Annotated in this window: 16 protein-coding genes; 8 read left to right on the top strand and 8 right to left on the bottom strand. The window is 54.4% G+C overall.

Translation table 11 applies throughout. From position 1 onward, the window contains the following. The first annotated feature begins 14 nt into the window (after nucleotides 1-14). The 3 genes from CCY01nite_RS01015 to CCY01nite_RS01005 are packed head-to-tail and all read left to right on the top strand — an operon-like array spanning nucleotide 15 to nucleotide 6,829. Nucleotides 15-1,676, top strand: coding sequence for a L,D-transpeptidase family protein (locus CCY01nite_RS01015; RefSeq protein ID WP_146857443.1), 1,662 nt, complete (start codon nucleotides 15-17; stop codon nucleotides 1,674-1,676). A 54-nt stretch (nucleotides 1,677-1,730) separates the two neighbouring features. Next, a complete protein-coding gene (locus CCY01nite_RS01010; protein ID WP_146857442.1) occupies nucleotides 1,731-5,798 on the top strand; it encodes a PKD domain-containing protein in 4,068 nt (1,355 codons plus the stop codon). Between the two features lie 8 nt (nucleotides 5,799-5,806). Beyond that, a complete protein-coding gene (locus CCY01nite_RS01005; protein ID WP_146857441.1) occupies nucleotides 5,807-6,829 on the top strand; it encodes a PorP/SprF family type IX secretion system membrane protein in 1,023 nt (340 codons plus the stop codon). On the opposite strand, the gene CCY01nite_RS01000 is transcribed toward CCY01nite_RS01005, so the two are convergent. The 3 genes from CCY01nite_RS01000 to icd all read right to left on the bottom strand — a co-directional run bounded on the left by CCY01nite_RS01000 (nucleotide 6,768) and on the right by icd (nucleotide 11,036). Then, a complete protein-coding gene (locus tag CCY01nite_RS01000) occupies nucleotides 6,768-8,252 on the bottom strand; it encodes a sulfatase (RefSeq protein WP_146857440.1) in 1,485 nt (494 codons plus the stop codon). The two genes, CCY01nite_RS01005 and CCY01nite_RS01000, sit on opposite strands and share 62 nt — an antisense overlap. Nucleotides 8,253-8,395: 143 nt before the next feature. Then, nucleotides 8,396-9,628, bottom strand: a complete 1,233-nt coding sequence (locus tag CCY01nite_RS00995; RefSeq protein WP_146857439.1) for an NADP-dependent isocitrate dehydrogenase — start codon at nucleotides 9,626-9,628, stop codon at nucleotides 8,396-8,398. 76 nt (nucleotides 9,629-9,704) lie between these two features. After that, the gene (gene icd / locus CCY01nite_RS00990) at nucleotides 9,705-11,036 is read right to left on the bottom strand and encodes an NADP-dependent isocitrate dehydrogenase (RefSeq protein ID WP_262713314.1); all 1,332 of its coding nucleotides are present in this window, start codon (nucleotides 11,034-11,036) and stop codon (nucleotides 9,705-9,707) included. 193 nt (nucleotides 11,037-11,229) lie between these two features. Between icd and CCY01nite_RS00985 the strand changes: the two genes are divergently transcribed. The 4 genes from CCY01nite_RS00985 (at nucleotide 11,230) to CCY01nite_RS00970 (ending at nucleotide 14,169) form a co-directional block, all read left to right on the top strand. Beyond that, entirely contained in the window at nucleotides 11,230-11,946 is a 717-nt protein-coding gene (locus CCY01nite_RS00985) for a LiaF transmembrane domain-containing protein (protein WP_146857437.1), read from the top strand. A 73-nt stretch (nucleotides 11,947-12,019) separates the two neighbouring features. Further along, nucleotides 12,020-12,373 (top strand): DUF4288 domain-containing protein, encoded by a 354-nt coding sequence (locus CCY01nite_RS00980; RefSeq protein ID WP_146857436.1) that lies wholly within the window; start codon nucleotides 12,020-12,022, stop codon nucleotides 12,371-12,373. Nucleotides 12,374-12,389: 16 nt separating this feature from the next. Then, nucleotides 12,390-13,457, top strand: a complete 1,068-nt coding sequence (locus CCY01nite_RS00975) for a sensor histidine kinase (RefSeq protein WP_146857435.1) — start codon at nucleotides 12,390-12,392, stop codon at nucleotides 13,455-13,457. After that, nucleotides 13,432-14,169, top strand: a complete 738-nt coding sequence (locus tag CCY01nite_RS00970) for a LytR/AlgR family response regulator transcription factor (RefSeq protein WP_146857434.1) — start codon at nucleotides 13,432-13,434, stop codon at nucleotides 14,167-14,169. Before CCY01nite_RS00975 ends, CCY01nite_RS00970 begins: the two co-directional genes overlap by 26 nt. 8 nt (nucleotides 14,170-14,177) lie before the next feature. On the opposite strand, the gene CCY01nite_RS00965 is transcribed toward CCY01nite_RS00970, so the two are convergent. The 3 genes from CCY01nite_RS00965 to CCY01nite_RS00955 are packed head-to-tail and all read right to left on the bottom strand — an operon-like array spanning nucleotide 14,178 to nucleotide 17,114. Further along, on the bottom strand, nucleotides 14,178-14,567 hold the full coding sequence (locus tag CCY01nite_RS00965) for a thioesterase family protein (RefSeq protein ID WP_146857433.1): 390 nt from the start codon (nucleotides 14,565-14,567) through the stop codon (nucleotides 14,178-14,180). Between the two features lie 10 nt (nucleotides 14,568-14,577). Continuing rightward, nucleotides 14,578-16,461 carry an Nramp family divalent metal transporter gene (locus CCY01nite_RS00960; RefSeq protein ID WP_146857432.1) on the bottom strand — a complete coding sequence of 628 codons (1,884 nt, stop codon included), beginning with the start codon at nucleotides 16,459-16,461 and terminating at the stop codon, nucleotides 14,578-14,580. After that, nucleotides 16,458-17,114 (bottom strand): metal-dependent transcriptional regulator, encoded by a 657-nt coding sequence (locus CCY01nite_RS00955; RefSeq protein WP_146857431.1) that lies wholly within the window; start codon nucleotides 17,112-17,114, stop codon nucleotides 16,458-16,460. Before CCY01nite_RS00955 ends, CCY01nite_RS00960 begins: the two co-directional genes overlap by 4 nt. A gap of 109 nt (nucleotides 17,115-17,223) precedes the next feature. Here CCY01nite_RS00955 and CCY01nite_RS00950 point away from each other — a divergent pair, with 109 nt between their 5' ends. Then, entirely contained in the window at nucleotides 17,224-18,141 is a 918-nt protein-coding gene (locus CCY01nite_RS00950) for a hypothetical protein (protein ID WP_146857430.1), read from the top strand. A 1-nt stretch (nucleotide 18,142) separates the two neighbouring features. On the opposite strand, the gene aat is transcribed toward CCY01nite_RS00950, so the two are convergent. After that, on the bottom strand, nucleotides 18,143-18,787 hold the full coding sequence (gene aat / locus CCY01nite_RS00945) for a leucyl/phenylalanyl-tRNA--protein transferase (protein ID WP_146857429.1): 645 nt from the start codon (nucleotides 18,785-18,787) through the stop codon (nucleotides 18,143-18,145). Between the two features lie 9 nt (nucleotides 18,788-18,796). Beyond that, nucleotides 18,797-19,105 carry an ATP-dependent Clp protease adaptor ClpS gene (locus tag CCY01nite_RS00940; protein WP_246129815.1) on the bottom strand — a complete coding sequence of 103 codons (309 nt, stop codon included), beginning with the start codon at nucleotides 19,103-19,105 and terminating at the stop codon, nucleotides 18,797-18,799. Between the last annotated feature and the right edge of the window lie 143 nt (nucleotides 19,106-19,248).

Raw genomic sequence — 19,248 nt, 5'->3', positions numbered from 1 at the left:
TCGCTGTTAACCTGATGGATCAATTAACGAAAGGCTGGATATGGCCGGTGATCGTCATTATCATCGCCGCATGTGGGCATAGAAAGGGACAACCGCAGCAAAAGGAGATCGTGAAGGATATCCGGCAACTGGACGAGGTAGTGCCTGAGCAGATCGCGGAGCGGCTGGATTATATTGCCGGCAATGAGGGTGCGATGGAAGACAGCATTGCCGTCTTCCGTCTTTCCGCGTTAACGCATGCCTACCAGGTGAACAGGGGCGCCGCTATCTGGTCCCGGAACGGAAAGGAACATCCCGCTGCCGCTTCCATGATGCGGTGGATCAAAACGGCGGACGACTATGGGCTGGTACCCGGCCTGCTGCATGTAAAAGCGCTGTCCGCCGCTGCCCTTCAGCTGGAAACAGATGCCGCCGCCGGCAGGGACGCGGCGCTGTGGGCGCGGGTGGACGTACTGCTGACAGACGCCTTCCTGAAAATGGCTTACCAGCTGCATTACGGCGTTGCGCCGCGGGACAGCATCACGTTGCGCAAGGATTCATTGTTGACGGATGAAGTGCTTACCGGGCTGATGCAGGATGCGCTGGGGCTGGGGGACGTTTCCTCCGTGATGCAGCGCCAGGAGCCGGGCCACGCCGGTTATGCCGCGCTGAAAGAGGGCGTACAGCAGTTCAAACAACAATACGGCAACAAACGCTGGGACACACTGCCCCAGCAATACACCGATACACCGCTCTTCCAGCAACAGCTGGCCATCCGCCTTGTACAAAGCGGCCACCTCGATTCTTCCCTCGTAACGGACCCGGCCACACTCCGCAACGCGGTCAGGAACTTTCAACGCGAATTCAATATCTACCCGGACGGCGTAGCCGGCAAACAAACCGTGCAACTCCTCAACAAGCAGCCTTCGGACTGGCTGCTGCAGGCGGCGCTCAACCTGGACCGCTGGCGGAAGCTGCCGGATACCCTGCCGGAACGCTACCTGATCGTGAACATCCCGGCTTTCCGGATGACCGTGCTGGAAAATGAAGATACCGTGCTCGATTCCCGCGTGATCGTAGGCGCCCCGCGCACCCGCACGCCGGTGCTCAATTCGGTGATGACCAACTTCATTCTTTACCCCTATTGGCGCGTGCCCTACAGCATCGTTTTTAAGGAAATGCTGCCCCAGATCAGGAAAGACCCTTATTACCTTGTGGAAAAGAACCTGGAAGTGGTGAACCACCAGGGAGAAGTGGTAAATCCCGATTCTATCGACTGGAACAAGCTGGGCCGCAAGTACTTCCCTTATGTGCTGCGCCAGATGGACGGGCTGGACAACTCCCTCGGCATCATGAAATTCAACTTCTTCAACAAATACAGCGTCTACCTGCACGATACCAATAACCGCACCCTCTTCAGCAACTCCAACCGTGCGTTAAGCCATGGCTGCGTACGGGTGCAGCAGTGGGACAGCCTGGCGATGTACATGGTGCGGGAAGATCCCGATCCCGCTATGCGGGACAGTGTGCGCACCTGGCTGGAACGCGAGGAAAAGCGGCAGTATAATCTTGTTAAACGGTTACCCATTTATGTGAGATACTTCACGGCGGAGGTACGGTATGGCAGAATGCAGTTCTATGAGGACATTTACGGGGAGGATAAGGCGCTGCGGCAATATTTCACTTTTGATAAATAGTTCTCTATCTTGGTGATGATTTGTAACCATAACCCTGTGCTTTAAACCACTACAATGAAATCATGGATGTTCCGCGTATTCAACCTGCGCGCCCTATTGCTTGTTGCCTGTACGCTATTGATACAGCCTGCTGTTTTCGCACAAAATAAATCCAATACCGGCACTGACTTCTGGGTCGGGTATGGGCACCACCAGTTCATGGAACCCGGCATGGGCAACACACAGGAAATGGTGCTCTACCTCAGCGCAGAGCAGCCGGCCAATGTGACCGTTACCATTGACGGTACGGCCTGGACGCGGACTTACAATATTCCCGCCAATACTTCCATCACCACTGAATTTATTCCCAAAGCCGGCTTTTATGATACCCGCTTATATTCTGTGCCGCCGGATTTCGGGGGTACAGGCAGTGAAGGCATCTTTTCCAATAAAGGCATTCACATTGTGAGTAATGTGCCGATAGTAGCCAATGCGCATATTTTTGGAAGTGCTTCCAGCGGCGCTACGATGCTGATGCCTACTGCAACCTGGGGATATAATTATACCTCGCTGAACAGCCAGCAGTATTACCAGGACAACTGTTTTTCATGGATGTATGTGGTGGCAAAGGAAGACAATACCACATTCGAGATCACGCCATCCGCGCCGACACGTAACGGGAGGCCGCCGGGTGTTCCTTTCACTGTGACCATGAACAAAGGGGATATCTACCAGGTGGTAGGAGCCGCGATCGGAGGTGGGTGGGGACATGATCTTACCGGCACAAAGGTCCGCTCGATCCCTAATAGTTCCGGCATTTGTCATCCTATCGGCGCCTTTTCCGGAAGCAGCCGTACTTATATCACCTGCCCCTCCGGCTCGCCGGGTGGCGGGGATAATATTATCCAGCAATTGCTGCCGGAGCAAACCTGGGGCCGCCGTTACCTCACAGCGCCTTTTTCCAACGGCGATGCTGCAACGGATATGCGGACCGGTCTTTACCGCGTACTGGTGACAGATCCGGCTACGGAGGTGAAAAGAAATGGTACGACGCTCACCGGGTTAACGAATAATGCCTATTACGAGTTCGTCAGCAACACGGCAGACCTGATCGAGGCAGACAAAGCTGTGCTGGTAGCGCAATACATGTCGTCCAGCGGCGGTTGTCCGGACGCTTCAGGTCCGGGTGATCCGGAAATGATCTATTTGAGCCCGTTGGGGCAGGGGGTAAAGAAAACGGCTTTCTACCGCAGTACAAGTGAAAACATAACTGTCAACTACGTAACGCTGATCGTTCCGACGGCCGCCTTGTCTTCCCTTTTAATTGACGGAAGCAACAGCTTTGAACATACCTATCCGCATCCCCGGCTGCCGGAATACACCGTGGTCGTCAAGCGGTACAATGCCGCTGTTGCACAGGGCATGATCACCTGCGATCAGCCTTTCACCGGCATCACCTACGGTATGGGAATCGTGGAAAGCTATGGTTATAACGTGGGCCTGAGCCTGAATGACCTTACCGGCATCGGGCAGATAAAGAACAGCGAAGGCGCCGCCCCCAGCAATGACTTCTCCTGTAAAGGGACTCCCGTCAAGCTATCCGTATTGTTACCTTATCAACCTGTTACGTTGACGTGGAAGATCAGCAGCGTTGGCGCCACTGTTGCACCGGCCGCCGATGTTGTTCAGAACGCGCCGGCCCATACCGGGACGCAGGTGGTGGACGGCGCTACCTATTATCAATACACGCTGCCGCAGGATTATACCTTTTCGCAGGAAGGAGATTATTACATTCCCGTGGTATCCCTCAATCCCGCTATAACTACATGCCAGCAGGCTGATACCACCATCATCCCGGTAACAGTAAAACCTTCTCCGGATATATCCTTCACTATGACTAACGTTACGGCCTGCACGCTGGATACGGTATATCTTTCCGCAGCCGAAACGAACGGCGGTTTTACATTCGATAAATGGACGTGGACTTTCCCGGACGGCAGCACCGCCAACACGAGAGAAGCAAAGGCGCTTTTCCTTCCCGGCACGCAGCAGGCAAAATTACAGGCGATATCTACCGAAGGCTGCGTCAGCCTGGATTCCGCATCGATCGAGATACATGACCGCCCTACGGCGGGCTTCACCAGCGCTGTGCCGGCCGTATGCGAAACCGGGGCGCTGACGTTTACCGATACGTCCGCTTACGCCGGCAGTCCGCATAATCTTACCCGTTCATGGGATTTCGGCAATGGCGCACAACTGATCGATTCGATCACAACGTCATCCGCAACTTATCAGACTTATGGTACTTATACTGTAAAGCTGGTAACAAAATTCAGCGCACTTTGCATCAGCGATACCGCCAGCACAACAGTGACCGTGCATGCCAATCCTGTCATCACATTGACCGCACCGGATGATTGCCTGCCCACGGACAGAAGCGCTGCTTTCACCAGCAGCCCTGCTACCCCTGACGGACAAACGATCAGCGGTTACCAATGGGATTTCGGAGATGGCAGCGGCACCGCTGCTACAAAAGACGCCGTTTACCAGTATGCAAAAGACAGCACCTACCCGGTGCATTATACCGTAACCACGAGCAACGGATGTTCAAGTGATTCTACATTCGATGTGGCAGTTTCTGCCAAGCCGGAATTGAGCTATTCCGTAGTGCCGCCGGTTTGTGAAAATGCCACCGGCCCTGTTTCCGCGGCATTGGCCACCGTGCTGAACGGCGCCACCGGCAGCGGCATTTATAGCGGCCCCGGTATTGATGCGGCAGGCAGCTTGTCCCCGGCCATTGCAGGCGCCGGCATGCACACCGCCAAATATGTATTCACTACTTCCGAAGGATGTAAAGATTCGGTCACAACTACGTTCACTGTGCGGGCCAGCCCCGCGCTGACGCTCACATTGCCTTCCGGCTGCCTTCCTGTAAACGGCGAAGCGTCTTTCACCGGTGAAGCTGCTACCGTTGACGGACAAACGATCAGCGGTTACCAGTGGAATTTCGGGGACGGCTCGGCGCTGTCCACCACAAAAGATCCGGTGCATCACTACGCGCAACCCGGTGAATATGATGTAGTGTACACAGCAACTACCGTAAACGGATGTACGAATGATACAACGGTGCGGGTGGAACTCGGCATGCTGCCGGAACTTGCTTATGGCGTAATTCCGCCGGTATGCGCTTCACAACCCGGTCCGGTAACGGTGGCGACTGCCAGCGTGGAGAACAACCTGGCGGGAAATGGCATCTACAGCGGTACCGGCGTTAGCGGTACCGGTAGTTTTGATCCGGCAGTGGCGGGCGTTGGTACGCATGCCGTCAAATATATTTTTACCACTTCCGAAGGATGTGTGGATTCCGCAAGCAGCAGCATCACCGTCAATCCGCGGCCGGTAGCCAGCTTCGTTGCTTCCGCTGATTCCATATGCCAGGGCGGATCTGTTACGTTCACAGACATGAGCACGGGCGGTGTCAGCGCATGGAACTGGAATTTCGGGGACGGCGGCACCGCATCCACCGCGAACCCCTCCAGGCGTTTCAATGCATCGGGCGACTTTGATGTGCGGCTACAGGTAACGGATGCGGCAGGCTGTGTGTCCGAACCTTTCAGTATTCCTGTCGTTGCTATGGTATTGCCTGTCATCGATGCGGGGCCTGCCATTACGGTAAGGCAGGGCGCTCAGGTACAGCTACAACCGTCCGCGAACGATTCCACGCAGGTAACTTTCCAGTGGTCGCCGGCGGGTGATTTTATCGATCCCAATGTGCTGCGCGCATCGCTGGTAGCCACACGGGATGCGGTGTACACACTGACCGCCACCAGCGGCCGGAACTGTACGGCCAGCGATAACGTCACCGTAACGGTCATCAAAGCGATCAAACCGCCGAACGTCTTCTCGCCGAATGGTGATAATATCAACGATACCTGGGTGATCCGGGAGCTGGTGCATTATCCCGACTGCATCGTGGAAGTATTTAACCGCTATGGTCAGCGCCTGTTCCGCTCGGCGGGCTATGGCACTGCCTGGGACGGTAAGTACCGCGGATCGGCATTGCCCATCGGTACCTACTATTACGTCATACAACCGGGGGCAGGAGAAAAACCCGTTTCAGGTTCCGTTACCATCCTTAAATAATGTTTGTTATGATCAGATCAATATTTCGCACGGTCCTGCTGTTGCTGGCGTTCACGCCGGCAGCCATCGCGCAGCAGCAGCCTCATTATACGCAGTATCTCATGAATCCCTTTATCATCAACCCCGCGCTGGCGGGAATTGAAAGCTACTGGGATGTAAGGGCCAGTCACCGCCATCAGTGGGCCGGCCTGCAGGATGCGCCGGTCACCAGCTATTTGTCCGCCCACGGGCCTGTAGGCAAATATGCGCGGCAGAATGTAACGCCAACGGATATGCGTTATCATTCCCGTGATAAATCGTATTGGGACGACTATACCGCTCCGCCCTCACATCCTGGTGTGGGCCTGACCGTCCTGAGCGATGTCACCGGGCCTATACGCCGCTTTGCCGTGAATGCCGCGTATGCGCATCACATTGGCCTCGGGCCGAGAACCAGCATCAGCGCGGGTATTGGCGCGGGCATGCAAACGTACAGCCTGGATGCGGACAAACTGCAATTCGCCGATCCCGGTGATCCGACCGTGGCGGGCGTTGGGTTGATGAAAAGATGGAAACCTGATGTTACGGCGGGCGTCTGGCTGTATTCCGCGGATTTTTTCGGCGGCGTGTCTGTGCAGAATATCATTCCGCAGGAGCTGACGTATGACGAAGGGGGCGTTGTGACCGATGCTGAACGGGATGGACTGACGCCGCATATTTTCATCACCGCAGGTTACCGCCTGTGGCTCAATAACGATTTCACCGTGCTGCCTTCCATCATGCTGAAGTCCATCGCGCCGGCCCCGCTCGGCATCGACGCAAATGCAAAGCTCCTGTACCGCGACCGCTTGTGGGCCGGTGTAAATTATCGTGTTGACGATGGATTTGCGGGCATGCTGGGCGTATACATCACCCCCATGCTGAATATCGGCTACGCTTATGACTATACGGCATCTTCACTGAACTTTGTCAGCAAGGGCACGCACGAAATTACGATCGGCCTGATGCTGAGGAACCGGGGCGGGGATTACGCGCCGCGCCAGAACTGGTAACGTTCGGCGGCTTCTTCATATCGGGCACCGCGTCCGCATTCTCGCGCGGGATGAATTGCCGGAGGCTGTCCAGCACCTGTTTGTATCCGCTATTGCCCGCGAGATTGTTCCATTCCGCCTCATCTTTCGAGTGATCATACAGTTCCTCCGTACCGTCCGCGTACTGGATATACCGCCATTGCGCGGTGCGTACGGCGTGATTTCCTTTCATGTAAGTCATCAGCGCGGGCGGGAACGGTGTGGAGGGATCTTTCAGTAAGGGTACCAGCGAAAGCCCGTCCAGCCCGCTTTTTTTGTTCAGTCCGCAGAGGTCTGTCAGAGTTGGATAGATAGTGGTGAGATCAACCGGTGTGTTGATCCTTGTTCCCGGTGATATCTGCCCGGGCGCCACGAGTATGAACGGAATATGGGTGGTTTTCTCCCACAGCGCGAACTTTTCGATATGCTGTTTTTCCCCGAGGTGATAACCATGATCGCTCCATAGTACGATGATGGTGTTATTGGCATATTCGCTTTTTTCAAGCGCATCCAGCACACGCCCGATCTGCGCATCCGCAAACGAAGCCGCGGCCTGGTAGGAAACCACCATATCGGCCCATGTTTGCGGGTCTTTCTTCATGGCGCGTTCAATGCCTCTCCAGAACCATTTGGTGGATTTCATCAGCGAATCAGCACCGGCGGGAAGATCGTTCCAGTCGTCTTTTTTCGTTGCCGGCATCACGGCGTTTTGCACGGGATAGTTGTCCCGGTATGACTGCGGCGCATAAAAAGGCATATGCGGCCTGAATATGCCGATGCTCAAAAAGAACGGTTTGCGGGAAGGCTGGCGCAGGAAGGCTTCGGCGTAGCTGGCGGTCCTGTAGTCCAGCGCATCTTTTTCATCCGGCGGCCATGCGCCCCAGTCTGAATTTTTGCTGCCGTATTGCTCCAGGCCGTTCAGTTTTTTTGGAGGGATAGGAGCGTCCGGATAGGAATCCGGCAGCTGCTGAAAATCGTGGAAAGAGGCGGCATCGTGGAAGGCGCCATCCCAGTGGTGATGAAATATTTTGCCGGCGCCGGCGGAGTAATAGGCGTTCTTCATGAAATATTGCTGGATGGTTTCTGCTTCGGGCAGGGCTTTCCGCCAGTCGGACTTATTACCGTAAACGCCGTTTTTGTGGGTGCGGGTGCCGGTCAACACAGAAGTGCGCGAAGGATTGCAGGAAGGGGAGGAGCAGTAGGCGCGCGGGAAGAACACACCTTTGGCGGCCAGCCTTTGCAGGTTGGGCGTTTTGATGGGATTGGCGGGATCAAAGAGGGTGATCCAGTCGTTCAGGTCGTCTACCGCAATGAAAAGCACGTTGGGCTTTTGCGGCTGGCGGTCGTCAAACGAAAATGCGGTTGCAAGCGCTGCGGAGAGAACGAGGATGATGGAGATTTTCATGATGATGAAAGATGACGTGGAAAAATGCGGGATAAAGGTAGGGATCGGGTATTAAAAAGGAAACTTAAATGGATGATCTGGGAAAAAATACCGATGATCGAGGTAAAAAAAATCCCGGATGATGGTCCGGGATTTTTCATGATCTATTTGCCGAGTTTCGCTTTCAGCGCTGTGTCCAGCTCCTGAAGGAACTCTTCAGTGTAGAGGTAGTGTTTGCCGTGTTCCACTTTGTTGCCGTGGATACAAACAGCGAGGTCTTTGGTCATCTTGCCGCTTTCAACGGTTTCGATACAAACCTGTTCCAGCGCCTGTGCGAAGTTGATCAGCTCCTGGTTGTTATCCAGCTTGCCACGGAATTCCAGGCCGCGTGTCCATGCGAAGATGGAGGCGATGGGGTTGGTGGAAGTGGGTTTGCCAGCCTGGTGGTCGCGGTAGTGGCGGGTTACGGTGCCGTGCGCGGCTTCCGCTTCCATGGTCTTGCCGTCCGGCGTAACCAGTGTGGAGGTCATCAGGCCGAGGGAACCGAAGCCTTGCGCAACGGTATCGGATTGTACGTCGCCATCATAGTTCTTACAAGCCCATACAAAATTGCCGTGCCATTTCAGCGCGGAGGCCACCATGTCATCGATCAGGCGATGTTCGTAGGTGAGGCCCAGCTTGTCGAATTCAGCTTTGAATTCTTTCTGGTAAGTTTCTTCGAAAATATCTTTGAAACGGCCATCGTATTTTTTCAGGATGGTGTTCTTGGTGCTGAGGTACAGCGGCCATTTTTTGATGATAGCCTGGTTGAAGCATGCGCGTGCGAAACCGCGGATGGACTCGTCTGTATTGTACATAGCGAGCGCAACGCCGTCGCCTTTGAACTGGTATACTTCATGTTCGATCACTTCGCCGTTCTCTCCTTCAAACTTAATGGTGAGCTTGCCTTTGCCTTTTACAACGAAGTCGGTGGCGCGGTACTGGTCGCCGAAAGCGTGACGGCCGATGCAGATGGGAGCGGTCCAGTTGGGCACGAGGCGCGGAACGTTCTTCATAACGATCGGCTCGCGGAACACGGTGCCATCGAGGATGTTACGGATGGTGCCGTTGGGGGATTTCCACATTTGCTTCAGCTTGAATTCCTCCACACGTTGCTCATCCGGCGTGATGGTAGCGCATTTGATGCCAACGTTGTATTGTTTGATGGCATTGGCCGCATCTATGGTTACCTGGTCGTTGGTAGCATCGCGGTGCTCCATGCCAAGGTCAAAGTACTTAATATCCAGGTCAAGATATGGAATGATCAGTTTGTCTTTAATGAACTTCCAGATGATCCGTGTCATTTCGTCGCCATCCAGCTCTACTACAGGGTTTGCAACTTTAATTTTCTGAGACATCGATTAATGTTTTTTAAAATATGTTCGTGGTTTATCGCACGAAATATACAAATCAATTGTGAATTGTCAATTATAGTTAAAGCTGTTTGATGATCTCGTCCGCGAACTCGCTGCATTTCACGAGGGTGGCGTCGTCCATCAGCTTGTAGAAGTCGATGGTCACGCGCTTGCGCATGATGGCGGTGCTGAGGCCATGTACGATGAGGTCCGCTGCTTCTTTCCAGCCCATGTATTCCAGCATCATCACGCCGCTGAGTATAACGGAGGAGGGGTTCATGGTATCGGTGTTCGCGAAGCGGGGTGCGGTGCCGTGCGTGGCTTCAAATACAGCGTGGCCGGTAGCGTAGTTGATATTGGCGCCGGGCGCAATGCCGATGCCGCCTACGGCTGCCGCCAGGGCGTCGGAGATATAGTCGCCGTTGAGGTTCAGTGTGGCGATCACGGAGAAGTCCTGCGGTGCGAGCAGTATCTGCTGCAGGAAGTTATCGGCGATCACATCATTGATGAGTATTTTATTGTGGGCCAGCTCTACTTTCAGCTCGCGGTTGGCTTCTTCTTCACCTTTTTCTTTCTTTGTTTTCTCCCATTGCTCCCAGGTGTACACCTTGTCGCCGAACTCCCTGGTGGCCAGCTCGTAGCCCCAGTTCTTGAAGCCTCCTTCGGTGAATTTCATGATGTTGCCTTTGTGCACCAGGCTAACGGTGGGGCGTTTGTGATCCACCGCATACTGGATGGCGGCGCGCACCAGTCTTTCCGTGCCTTCTTTGGAAACGGGCTTGATGCCGAAGGAGGATGTTTCCGGGAAGCGGATATTTTTCACTTTCAGCTCTTTCTGCAGGAAGTTCAGCAGTTTGTCGGCATCTTCAGTGCCGTACATGTATTCAATGCCGGCATAGATATCTTCCGTATTCTCGCGGAAGATCACCATATCCACCTTGTCCGGGCGCTTTACGGGGGAAGGCACCTTGTTGAACCAGCGCACGGGGCGTACGCAGGCGTACAGGTCCAGCTCCTGGCGCATGGCTACGTTCAGCGAGCGGATGCCGCCGCCTACAGGCGTGCTCAGCGGGCCTTTGATGGATACCAGGTATTCTTTCAGCGCGTCCAGTGTTTCTTTGGGCAGCCATTCACCGGTTTCATTGTGGGCTTTTTCTCCCGCCAGCACCTCTTTCCATTCAATTTTCCTTTCCCCGCCGTAAGCCTTTTCCACGGCTGCGTCAAATACCCGAACGCTGGCGCGCCAGATATCCGGACCGATGCCATCGCCAATGATAAAAGGAATAATCGGGTGGGCAGGAACCTTGATCTGCCCGTTCGTCATCTGAATTTTTTCTGCCGGCATATGTAGTATTATTATTTGTTTGCTGATTTGCTCCGCAAAGGTAAGATATTTGAGGCCCGGAGCCAATATCAAATCCCAAAAAGAAGCGCCCCCGGCGCCCAGATCTGCCGGTGAAAGCAGCTTCCCTGCTCCTGCTGTCAATTTTACCGGCTATTTCCCCCATTTTACCGGCAAAAGCCCCCTTTATGCCTAAGCAGTATTGTCCCGGCGGCAGTGCGGGAGTAGATTTGTATCATAAAATTCAAAAACAGTAAAATATATGAGCAAGTGTAATCGTCATTCTGATAGTGGTAATGGTCTCTGGGGCGGTGTGGTGCTGTTGTGCATCGGCCTGTTCTTCCTGCTCCGGCGGATGGACATCAGCCTGCCCGACTGGCTGTTCTCCTGGGAGATGGTGCTGATCGTGATCGGCTTTCTCATGGGGATCAAGAACAAGTTCCAGGGCGCGGGCTGGTTTGTTGTTACAGCGGTGGGCGCAGTCTTTCTGCTGGACGATATCATGCCGTTCTCCTGGCACCTCGACCGCTACATGTGGCCCACACTGCTGATCGTACTGGGTGTTTACCTGATCGGGCGGTCCGCCAGCCGCCGGCCGCGCTACCCGGAATATGTAACGCCTGAAGGCGGCGCGCCGGCCAGTGAGGACGTTTTGCAGGTGACCTCCATTTTCAGCGGGAACAACAAAACCGTTCTCTCCAAGAACTTCAAGGGCGGCAGCGTTACCTCCATCTTTGGCGGCGTGGAGCTGAACTTCATGCAGGCGGACATCCAGGGAGAAGTGGTGCTGGACATGTCCATCATGTTCGGCGCTGTGGAGCTGACCGTTCCGGCGAACTGGGACGTGAAAATGGATGTGAACACCATCTTCGGGGGCATCGAGGACAAACGCTCCATCGGTATAACGCCCATGCCCGGTAAGCTGCTTGTCCTGCGTGGTTCCTGCACCTTCGGAGGCGTGGAAATAAAAAGCTATTGATCCTTTCCTTCCGCCATTCTTTCTTCCTTGTTTGTTTACCCCCATCCATCCTTTCACCAGAAAACACTAAGACATGTATTGGTTTGTTGCGAAAATAGTTTACCAAATCATCTGCGGCAAAGGGGAACATGTACCCCAGTTCGATGAGCAGCTGCGCCTCATCAGCGCGGTCAGCAGGCAGGAAGCCTGGCGCAAGGCGCAGGAGATCGGGCAGCAGGAGCAGTATGCTTTCAGGAACCAGAAACAGGAGCTGGTAGAATGGCGCTTTATCAATGTGCCGGAACTGCATGCGCTGGATGAACTGAAAGACGGTATGGAGCTGTATTCCCGCGTGGAGGAGCCGGACAACGCCGGCAATTACATTGCGCTGCTCCAGATGAAGGCCGCACAATTGCAGTCACAGAAGCTTTTTGAGCTGAACGTTTAATCCATAGCTACAAAGTATGGCAAAGAACCTGCTCAAAGCAAATCCTTTCCGATGGTCGCTGCTGATCGCGATCGCCGTATTTGTGAACCTGCACCGGACCGTACTGCACCGCTGGCTGGGCATCGATTTTGTGATATCCGCGATCGACAGCGCCGTGCATACCATATTGCTGGCCGCGGCAGTGGCCATTGTAGCGCAGGTGCTTGCTTTCTACCGCCCCGCCAGGGAGAAATACACCTTTGTAGCGATCTTCACCGGGGGGATCAGCTTCCTGTGGGCCGGCCTCGTGATCTGGATACTGCAACTGGCCTACAGCGATAACCTGCTGTACATGCAATGGCTTTCCGATACCACGCCCATCCGTTTTGCGCTGGGCTGGACGGTGATCACCGGCTGCGGGTTTGCTGTTTTCTTTGTGTACGAGATGCAGGAGCAGCAGGAGGCACTGGCCAGAAAAGAAGCCGCTGAAAAGCTCGCCCGGGAAGCGGAACTGTACAAGCTCCGCCAGCAGCTGCAGCCGCATTTCCTGTTCAACAGCCTGAACTCCATCAATGCCCTGGTCACCATCCGCCCGGAAGAAGCGCGGCAGATGATTCAAAAGCTCAGCGACTTCCTGCGGGGAACGCTGAAGAAGGAAGACCAGCTCTGGATCACGCTGAAGGAAGAGCTGCAGTATCTTCAGCTGTACCTCGACATAGAAAAAGTGCGCTTCCGTCATCGTTTAACCACTAACGTTATACAGGATGAAGATGTGCAGCCCATGCAGATACCGCCGATGTTGTTGCAGCCTGTTGTGGAGAACGCCATCAAGTTCGGCCTGTACGATACTACGGAGGCCATCACCATAGAAATAAAGGCATGGCAGGAGAACGGGGTGCTGATGGTGTCGGTTTCCAACCCGTTCGATCCCGCGCTGCAATCACAGCCCTCGCTGGGCACCGGCTTCGGCCTCAACTCCATCAGCAGGCGCCTGTACCTGCTCTTCGGGCGGCAGGACCTGCTCGAAACGAAAATAAATGATCATATATTCACCACCGTTATAAAAGTACCACAACTCCATGATAAAAGCAGTTCTGATAGATGATGAGCCACTGGCGCGCGAACTGGTCCGCGAATACCTGCAGGCATACCCGGAGATCAGCGTTGTGGCGGAATGCAATGATGGTTTCGAAGGATTGAAGGCCATTCAGCAGCATGTGCCCGACCTGTTGTTCCTGGATATACAGATGCCGAAGATCAACGGTTTTGAAATGCTGGAGCTGGTGGACAAGATACCTTGCGTGATCTTTACGACCGCTTTTGAAGAATATGCGATCCGCGCATTTGAAGTGAATGCGATCGATTACCTGCTGAAACCTTTTTCCCGCGAGCGTTTCGACAAAGCGTTGCAGAAGATGCTGGAACGGCGTACGGACGAAAAGGTCACAGCCGAACTGCTGGATACCGCCGCGAGGGAACTGCCCATGCAGCACAACAGGGTAGTGGTGAAGATCAACGGAAAAATAAAGATCATTCCTGTGCAGGAGATCCATTACCTCGAGGCGGCGGACGACTATGTGAAGATCATCACGGCGGAAGGCGCTTTCCTGAAAAATAAAACGATGGCATTCTTTGAAAAAATGCTGGACGGGCAGCAGTTCATCCGCGTGCACCGTTCCTATATCCTCAACATCAGCCAGATCACCCGCATCGACCCGTATGAAAAAGAAACCTACCTGGCGATCCTGCGGGACGGCAGCAAGATCATGGTGAGCAAAACGGGTTATCCGAAACTGAAAGAGGTGTTGGGTTTGTAGCGTTGATGTTACAGCTGCCGGAAGATCTGTTCCAGCTTTTCTTTCTTCAATATCTTCTGCCCCTGCTCACCCGAAGCTATAACCCTGTCGCCTACACGTGCATCAAAACGGCAGATCACCTCGTTCCCGTTTATTTCTTTTACCGCGGCGGTGAATATCACGGTAGCCCCCGCGGGCGCCGGTGACAGGTGCTGCACGGAAAGCATGGTGCCGATGCCTTCTTCGTCCGCGTCCTTCATATCGAGCACAAATAAACGGCAGCACCATTCCGCATCGCGCGCGAGCGCAAAAGTGGCGTATACCGGATGCACCTGCCCGCTGTCGAATGCTGCGCAATCTTCCTCCCGCACGCGGCGGGAGAAGGTCTTGATGTCTCCGGGTTGAAAAAGTTGTTTCATACGAATCAGTTTATGCTACCACCAGCACAGGGATATGCACCTTGTGCCTTACCTGGTTCACGGTTTCGCCATACAACCAGTCCTTGATACCGGAATGGCCGTGCCCGCCGAGCACCAGCAGGTCCGCCTGCTCTTCCTTCACCAGCCGCGCGATCTCTTTTGCGCGGTGGCGGTAGCCGAGCAATCCTTTTGCGCGGATGTTCTTGCTGGCAAGCAGGGAAAGATAGGTGTCCAGCTGCTCCTGGTCTTTCTGTGTTTCAAAATCCGCTGCTTCCTTACCGAAATATCTGGCGGACGCACTCTCCACGATATGTATCAGCAGATACTCGGTATCCGGCCTGCCTTGCGCGAGCGCGTGCGCGATGATCCGCTCATCGAACTTCGAAAAATCCAGCGCCATGGCAATGCGTTTGTAATCCGGCGCTTCGAGGCTGCCGAGCGTAACTTTGTCCGGGTGCATCCTCGCAGAACCTTTTTGCCGGTAACGGCTGAGGAAAGGATAGATGACAGTGATCACCAGCAATGTAAGAAAAGCAAGGCCGGTCATCACGATGATGATATCCACCCAAACGCTGCGGCCTTCGCTGATGAAACCGCTGGCTTCCGACCACACCATGCGCACGTTGAGGTACACCAATACAGAAGAAATGAGCCAGGCCGCGATCTTTACAATGGGCTTGATCGCAAAGCTGCCCATGGTATGTTTGTCGCTTACGAAGTGGATCAATGGAATGATGGCGAAACCCAGTTGCAGGCTTAGCAGCACCTGGCTGAACACCAGCAGTTCCCCTATTTTTTCCTCCCCCGCCACCATGATCACGATGAGCGCGGGAATGATGGCTACCAGCCGCGTCAGCAGCCGCCGCAGCCAGGGGTTGATGCGCAGGCGAAGGTAACCTTCCATGACGATCTGTCCCGCCAGTGTACCCGTGACCGTAGAACTTTGTCCCGCTGCAATAAGCGCCACCGCAAACAATATCGGCGCGAGCTTTCCGCCCAGCAGCGGTTCCAGCATCCGGTGCGCTTCATGCAGGTCTGCGATCTCTGTATAGCCGGATTTAAAAAACACAGAGGCGGCGAGAATGAGGATGGCGGCGTTGACGAAGAACGCGAGGTTCAGCGCCACGGCCGTGTCCAGGAAATTTATTTTCAGCGCGCGCTTGATGCCGCTTTCCGTTTTTTTGATCTTTCTTGTTTGCACCAATGCTGAATGCAGGTAGAGGTTGTGCGGCATGACGGTAGCGCCGATGATGCCGATGGCGATGTACAACGCGGTGTCATCCGGCAGGGAAGGCACGAAGCCCTGCACCACTTCGCTCATTTGCGGCTTCGCCAGCAGCAGCTGAACGAGGAAGGAGATGCCTACGATGGCTACCAGCGCAATGATGAACGCTTCCATTTTGCGGATGCCGTAACGTTGTAACAACAGCAGCAGAAAAGTGTCCAGTACGGTGAGGGAAACGCCCCACATGAGCGGGAGGCCGGTCAGCAGCTGTATCCCGATAGCCATGCCAAGCACTTCCGCCAGGTCCGTTGCCGCAATAGCGATCTCCGCGAGGATGTACAGCATAAAGTTGACGGGGGCGGGGTAGGTTTCGCGGTTGGCCTGCGCCAGGTCGCGCCCGCGCACGATGCCCAGGCGGGCGCTGAGGCTTTGCAGCAGCAGGGCCATCAGGTTACTCATCAATAAAACCCATATCAGCGTGTAGCCGTACTTGCTGCCGCCGGCGAGGTCCGTCGCCCAGTTGCCGGGGTCCATATATCCCACGCTGACCAGGTAGGCGGGGCCGAAAAAGGCCAGCGCCCTGCGCCAGCGGGACTTGTGACGGGTTGTGGTAGTATCTATGCTCTGGTGTACTTCACTCAGGGAAGTTGCCGAATCCTGGAGTTTCATATTGATTTTACCATAATGCTTTTGGAAACCTGTTCACTGATCGTAAAGGCGGGCTGATTGCGGATCTTTATTTCCACGGAATTATCAAATTCATACCGCTCGATCACATCGATCTGCGTGCCGAGACGGATGCCCTTGGCATGCAGGAATTCCAGCAGGGCGGAGGACTGGTCGGATACGCCGGCCACTTCCAGCCGCTTGGCCGTTGCTTTGTCCAGCGGCACCAGCTGGCGGGTTTTGCTGATCTTCCCCTGCGCGTCCGGGATGGGATCGCCGTGGGGGTCTGTAGTGGGATTGCCGAGGTATTCGCTGAGGCGGCTGATGAGCTTCTCGCTTCTCACATGCTCCAGTTCTTCGGCCAGCTCATGCACTTCATCCCAGCTGAAGGACAGCTTGTCTACCAGGAAACATTCCCACAGGCGGTGCCTCCGCACGATCTGCAAGGCCATTTTCCGGCCTTCGGCGGTGAGACTGATGCCCTGGTATTTTTCGTAATCGATCAGTTTCTTTTCTTTCAGCTTCTTGGCCATGTCTGTAACCGAAGCCGGTTTGGTATCCAGCTCGTAGGCAATGGCATTGGTGTTGACCACCGCGCCGTCCTGCAGCTTGTAAATGGCCTTGATGTAGTTCTCCTCTGCAACCGTCAGATTCATGATATCTAAAATATAATTTAGACAAATCTAAATAAAAATTTTCAATTTTAGAAAATTAGGAAGATATATAGAATTATAATTACCTTTTCAATCAATACAACCACACTATATGAGCAGAATTCTGATCCTTGCACTGGCGATCGGCATGTTGGGCGCTTGCAAGAGCAAGCCTAAAGATGTGAATGATGAAGACCGGGTGCTGACCTTTGCCGATTTCCGCGAATATTTTCCCGAGGCTGCCCTTCCATACCGGCTGAATGCCGATTCCCTGCGGCAGTTGCCGGATTCGCTGGCGCTCAAGGCGAAAGTGGTGAAGCAATTCCTGCCGGATACGCTGACTGCCGGTGTTTTCAAGGCGGCGGACAAACCGAAGTTCTTTCCACGGGCCTTCATGCGGTTCAACGAAATGCAGTTCCTGGTGGTGGAAGGCGCCGCCAAATCGGGCAGCGCGGCCTGGGTGCTGGTGTATGATAAAAGGGATACTTTCCTGACCAGGCACCTGATCGCCAGAACTGGCGGCAGGACCACCGTGGGCACGGTACTGGATACACGCTATAATTTCAGGATCACCACGGAGACCAGGCGGGCGCCCGGACAGTTTTCCACCCGGGAAGACGTGTATAGTGCGGGCACAGACGGCCAGCTCGCGCTGATCCTCACCAATTCCGACGAGCCTGCCAATCCCATCATCTATAACCCGATCGATACTTTCCCGCGCAAGCATAAATATTCCGGCAACTTCGGCACGGGTGAAATGAACCTCCTGGCGGTCCGCGATGGTGAAACGCCGCAGGAGTTCCTGTTCTACATTCATTTTTCGCGGGACAGGGGCGCCTGTACCGGTGAGCTGGACGGCGTAGGGAAATTCACCGGCGCCAATACCGGGCAGTTCCGTGACAAGAATTCGTCCTGCATCCTGGATTTTAAATTCAGCAATAACAAGGTAACCGTCAGCGAAAGGAACTGCGGGGCTTACCGGGGGATCACCTGCATGTTTGAAGGGTCTTATCCGAGGAAGAAGAAATAATTCAGGTATACCGCCGCACCATGTCCAGGAAGCTCACGCGGCTGATGAAGCGTGCGCCGAGGGAGGCGAGGTGCTGGGTGTGCACCTGACAGTCGATCACCGCCAGCTCCTGCCGGTACTGCTGCACAAAAGTGATGAATGCCGCTTTGGAGGCGTTGCTCACCCGGGAGAACATGCTTTCGCCAAAAAAACAGCGGCCTATTTTCACGCCGTACAATCCACCCGCCAGCTCGTTATCCTGCCAGCATTCAACAGACAGGGCGTAGCCCGCTTCATGCAGTTTGGTATAGGCATCTATCATATCCCGCGTGATCCAGGTGCCATCCTGCCCCTCCCGGGGAATGCTGCCGCAACGGCTGATCACTCCTTTGAAATCTTCATTAACGGATATACGAAAAGTACCTTTTTTCAACAGTTGTTTCATGCTGTGGGATACCTTCAGGTCGGCCGGGAAAAGTACGAAGCGGGGATCGGGGCACCACCAGAGGATGGGGCGGCGGGAATACCAGGGAAAGATGCCGGAGCGGTAGGCGAGGAGGAGGCGTTCCATGCTGAGATCGCCGCCGGCGGCCAGCAGGCCGTCCGGTTCCGCGAGGATGGGTGGCGGAAACGCCAGTTCGTTTTTGGTAATGGAGAAGACCGGCATGCGGTGGTTTTAGGAAGCCACTGTTTCCTCGATGGTGGCGCTGATACCTCTTTCCAGCAAGGCTTCGAGCATCGGCTTGAGATCCGTGTATTCGCCCTCTTTTACGGCGTATTTGCCATTGTAGTGAATGATCAGGGCGCATTGCTCGGCCTGCTCTTCGGTATGGCCGCACACTTCTACTAACGACTGGATCACCCAGTCGAATGTGTTCACATCATCATTCCATACTACAAGGCTGAATGGAAACTGCTCGTCGGTCGCAACCAGCACATCTTCCTTTTCCTGTATGGATACACCAGTTCCTGTATGACCCATCATCGATCGGATATTTTGGCAAAGTTACATTTTTTTACGAATGCCGTCGGGATTGCGAGAATGATCGTAAATTAACGGCCATGAAGCCGATATGAAGGCTCCGTAAAAATAAAAATGAATAGATGAAATAGTATTCCATCTAGCCC

Source organism: Chitinophaga cymbidii (assembly GCF_007992715.1).
Classification (GTDB): Bacteria; Bacteroidota; Bacteroidia; order Chitinophagales; family Chitinophagaceae; genus Chitinophaga; species Chitinophaga cymbidii.
The sequence above is the reverse complement of the archived record's forward strand: the minus strand, read 5'-3'. Positions and strand labels throughout refer to the sequence as shown.

Excerpts from the sequence above, each read along its gene's own strand:
- CCY01nite_RS01015 (WP_146857443.1), top strand. The coding sequence starts at position 15 with ATGGATCAATTAACGAAAGGCTGGATATGGCCGGTGATCGTCATTATC.
- CCY01nite_RS01010 (WP_146857442.1), top strand. The coding sequence starts at position 1,731 with ATGAAATCATGGATGTTCCGCGTATTCAACCTGCGCGCCCTATTGCTT.
- CCY01nite_RS01005 (WP_146857441.1), top strand. The coding sequence starts at position 5,807 with ATGATCAGATCAATATTTCGCACGGTCCTGCTGTTGCTGGCGTTCACG.
- CCY01nite_RS01000 (WP_146857440.1), bottom strand. The coding sequence starts at position 8,252 with ATGAAAATCTCCATCATCCTCGTTCTCTCCGCAGCGCTTGCAACCGCA.
- CCY01nite_RS00995 (WP_146857439.1), bottom strand. The coding sequence starts at position 9,628 with ATGTCTCAGAAAATTAAAGTTGCAAACCCTGTAGTAGAGCTGGATGGC.
- CCY01nite_RS00985 (WP_146857437.1), top strand. The coding sequence starts at position 11,230 with ATGAGCAAGTGTAATCGTCATTCTGATAGTGGTAATGGTCTCTGGGGC.
- CCY01nite_RS00980 (WP_146857436.1), top strand. The coding sequence starts at position 12,020 with ATGTATTGGTTTGTTGCGAAAATAGTTTACCAAATCATCTGCGGCAAA.
- CCY01nite_RS00975 (WP_146857435.1), top strand. The coding sequence starts at position 12,390 with ATGGCAAAGAACCTGCTCAAAGCAAATCCTTTCCGATGGTCGCTGCTG.
- CCY01nite_RS00970 (WP_146857434.1), top strand. The coding sequence starts at position 13,432 with ATGATAAAAGCAGTTCTGATAGATGATGAGCCACTGGCGCGCGAACTG.
- CCY01nite_RS00965 (WP_146857433.1), bottom strand. The coding sequence starts at position 14,567 with ATGAAACAACTTTTTCAACCCGGAGACATCAAGACCTTCTCCCGCCGC.
- CCY01nite_RS00960 (WP_146857432.1), bottom strand. The coding sequence starts at position 16,461 with ATGAAACTCCAGGATTCGGCAACTTCCCTGAGTGAAGTACACCAGAGC.
- CCY01nite_RS00955 (WP_146857431.1), bottom strand. The coding sequence starts at position 17,114 with ATGAATCTGACGGTTGCAGAGGAGAACTACATCAAGGCCATTTACAAG.
- CCY01nite_RS00950 (WP_146857430.1), top strand. The coding sequence starts at position 17,224 with ATGAGCAGAATTCTGATCCTTGCACTGGCGATCGGCATGTTGGGCGCT.
- aat (WP_146857429.1), bottom strand. The coding sequence starts at position 18,787 with ATGCCGGTCTTCTCCATTACCAAAAACGAACTGGCGTTTCCGCCACCC.
- CCY01nite_RS00940 (WP_246129815.1), bottom strand. The coding sequence starts at position 19,105 with ATGATGGGTCATACAGGAACTGGTGTATCCATACAGGAAAAGGAAGAT.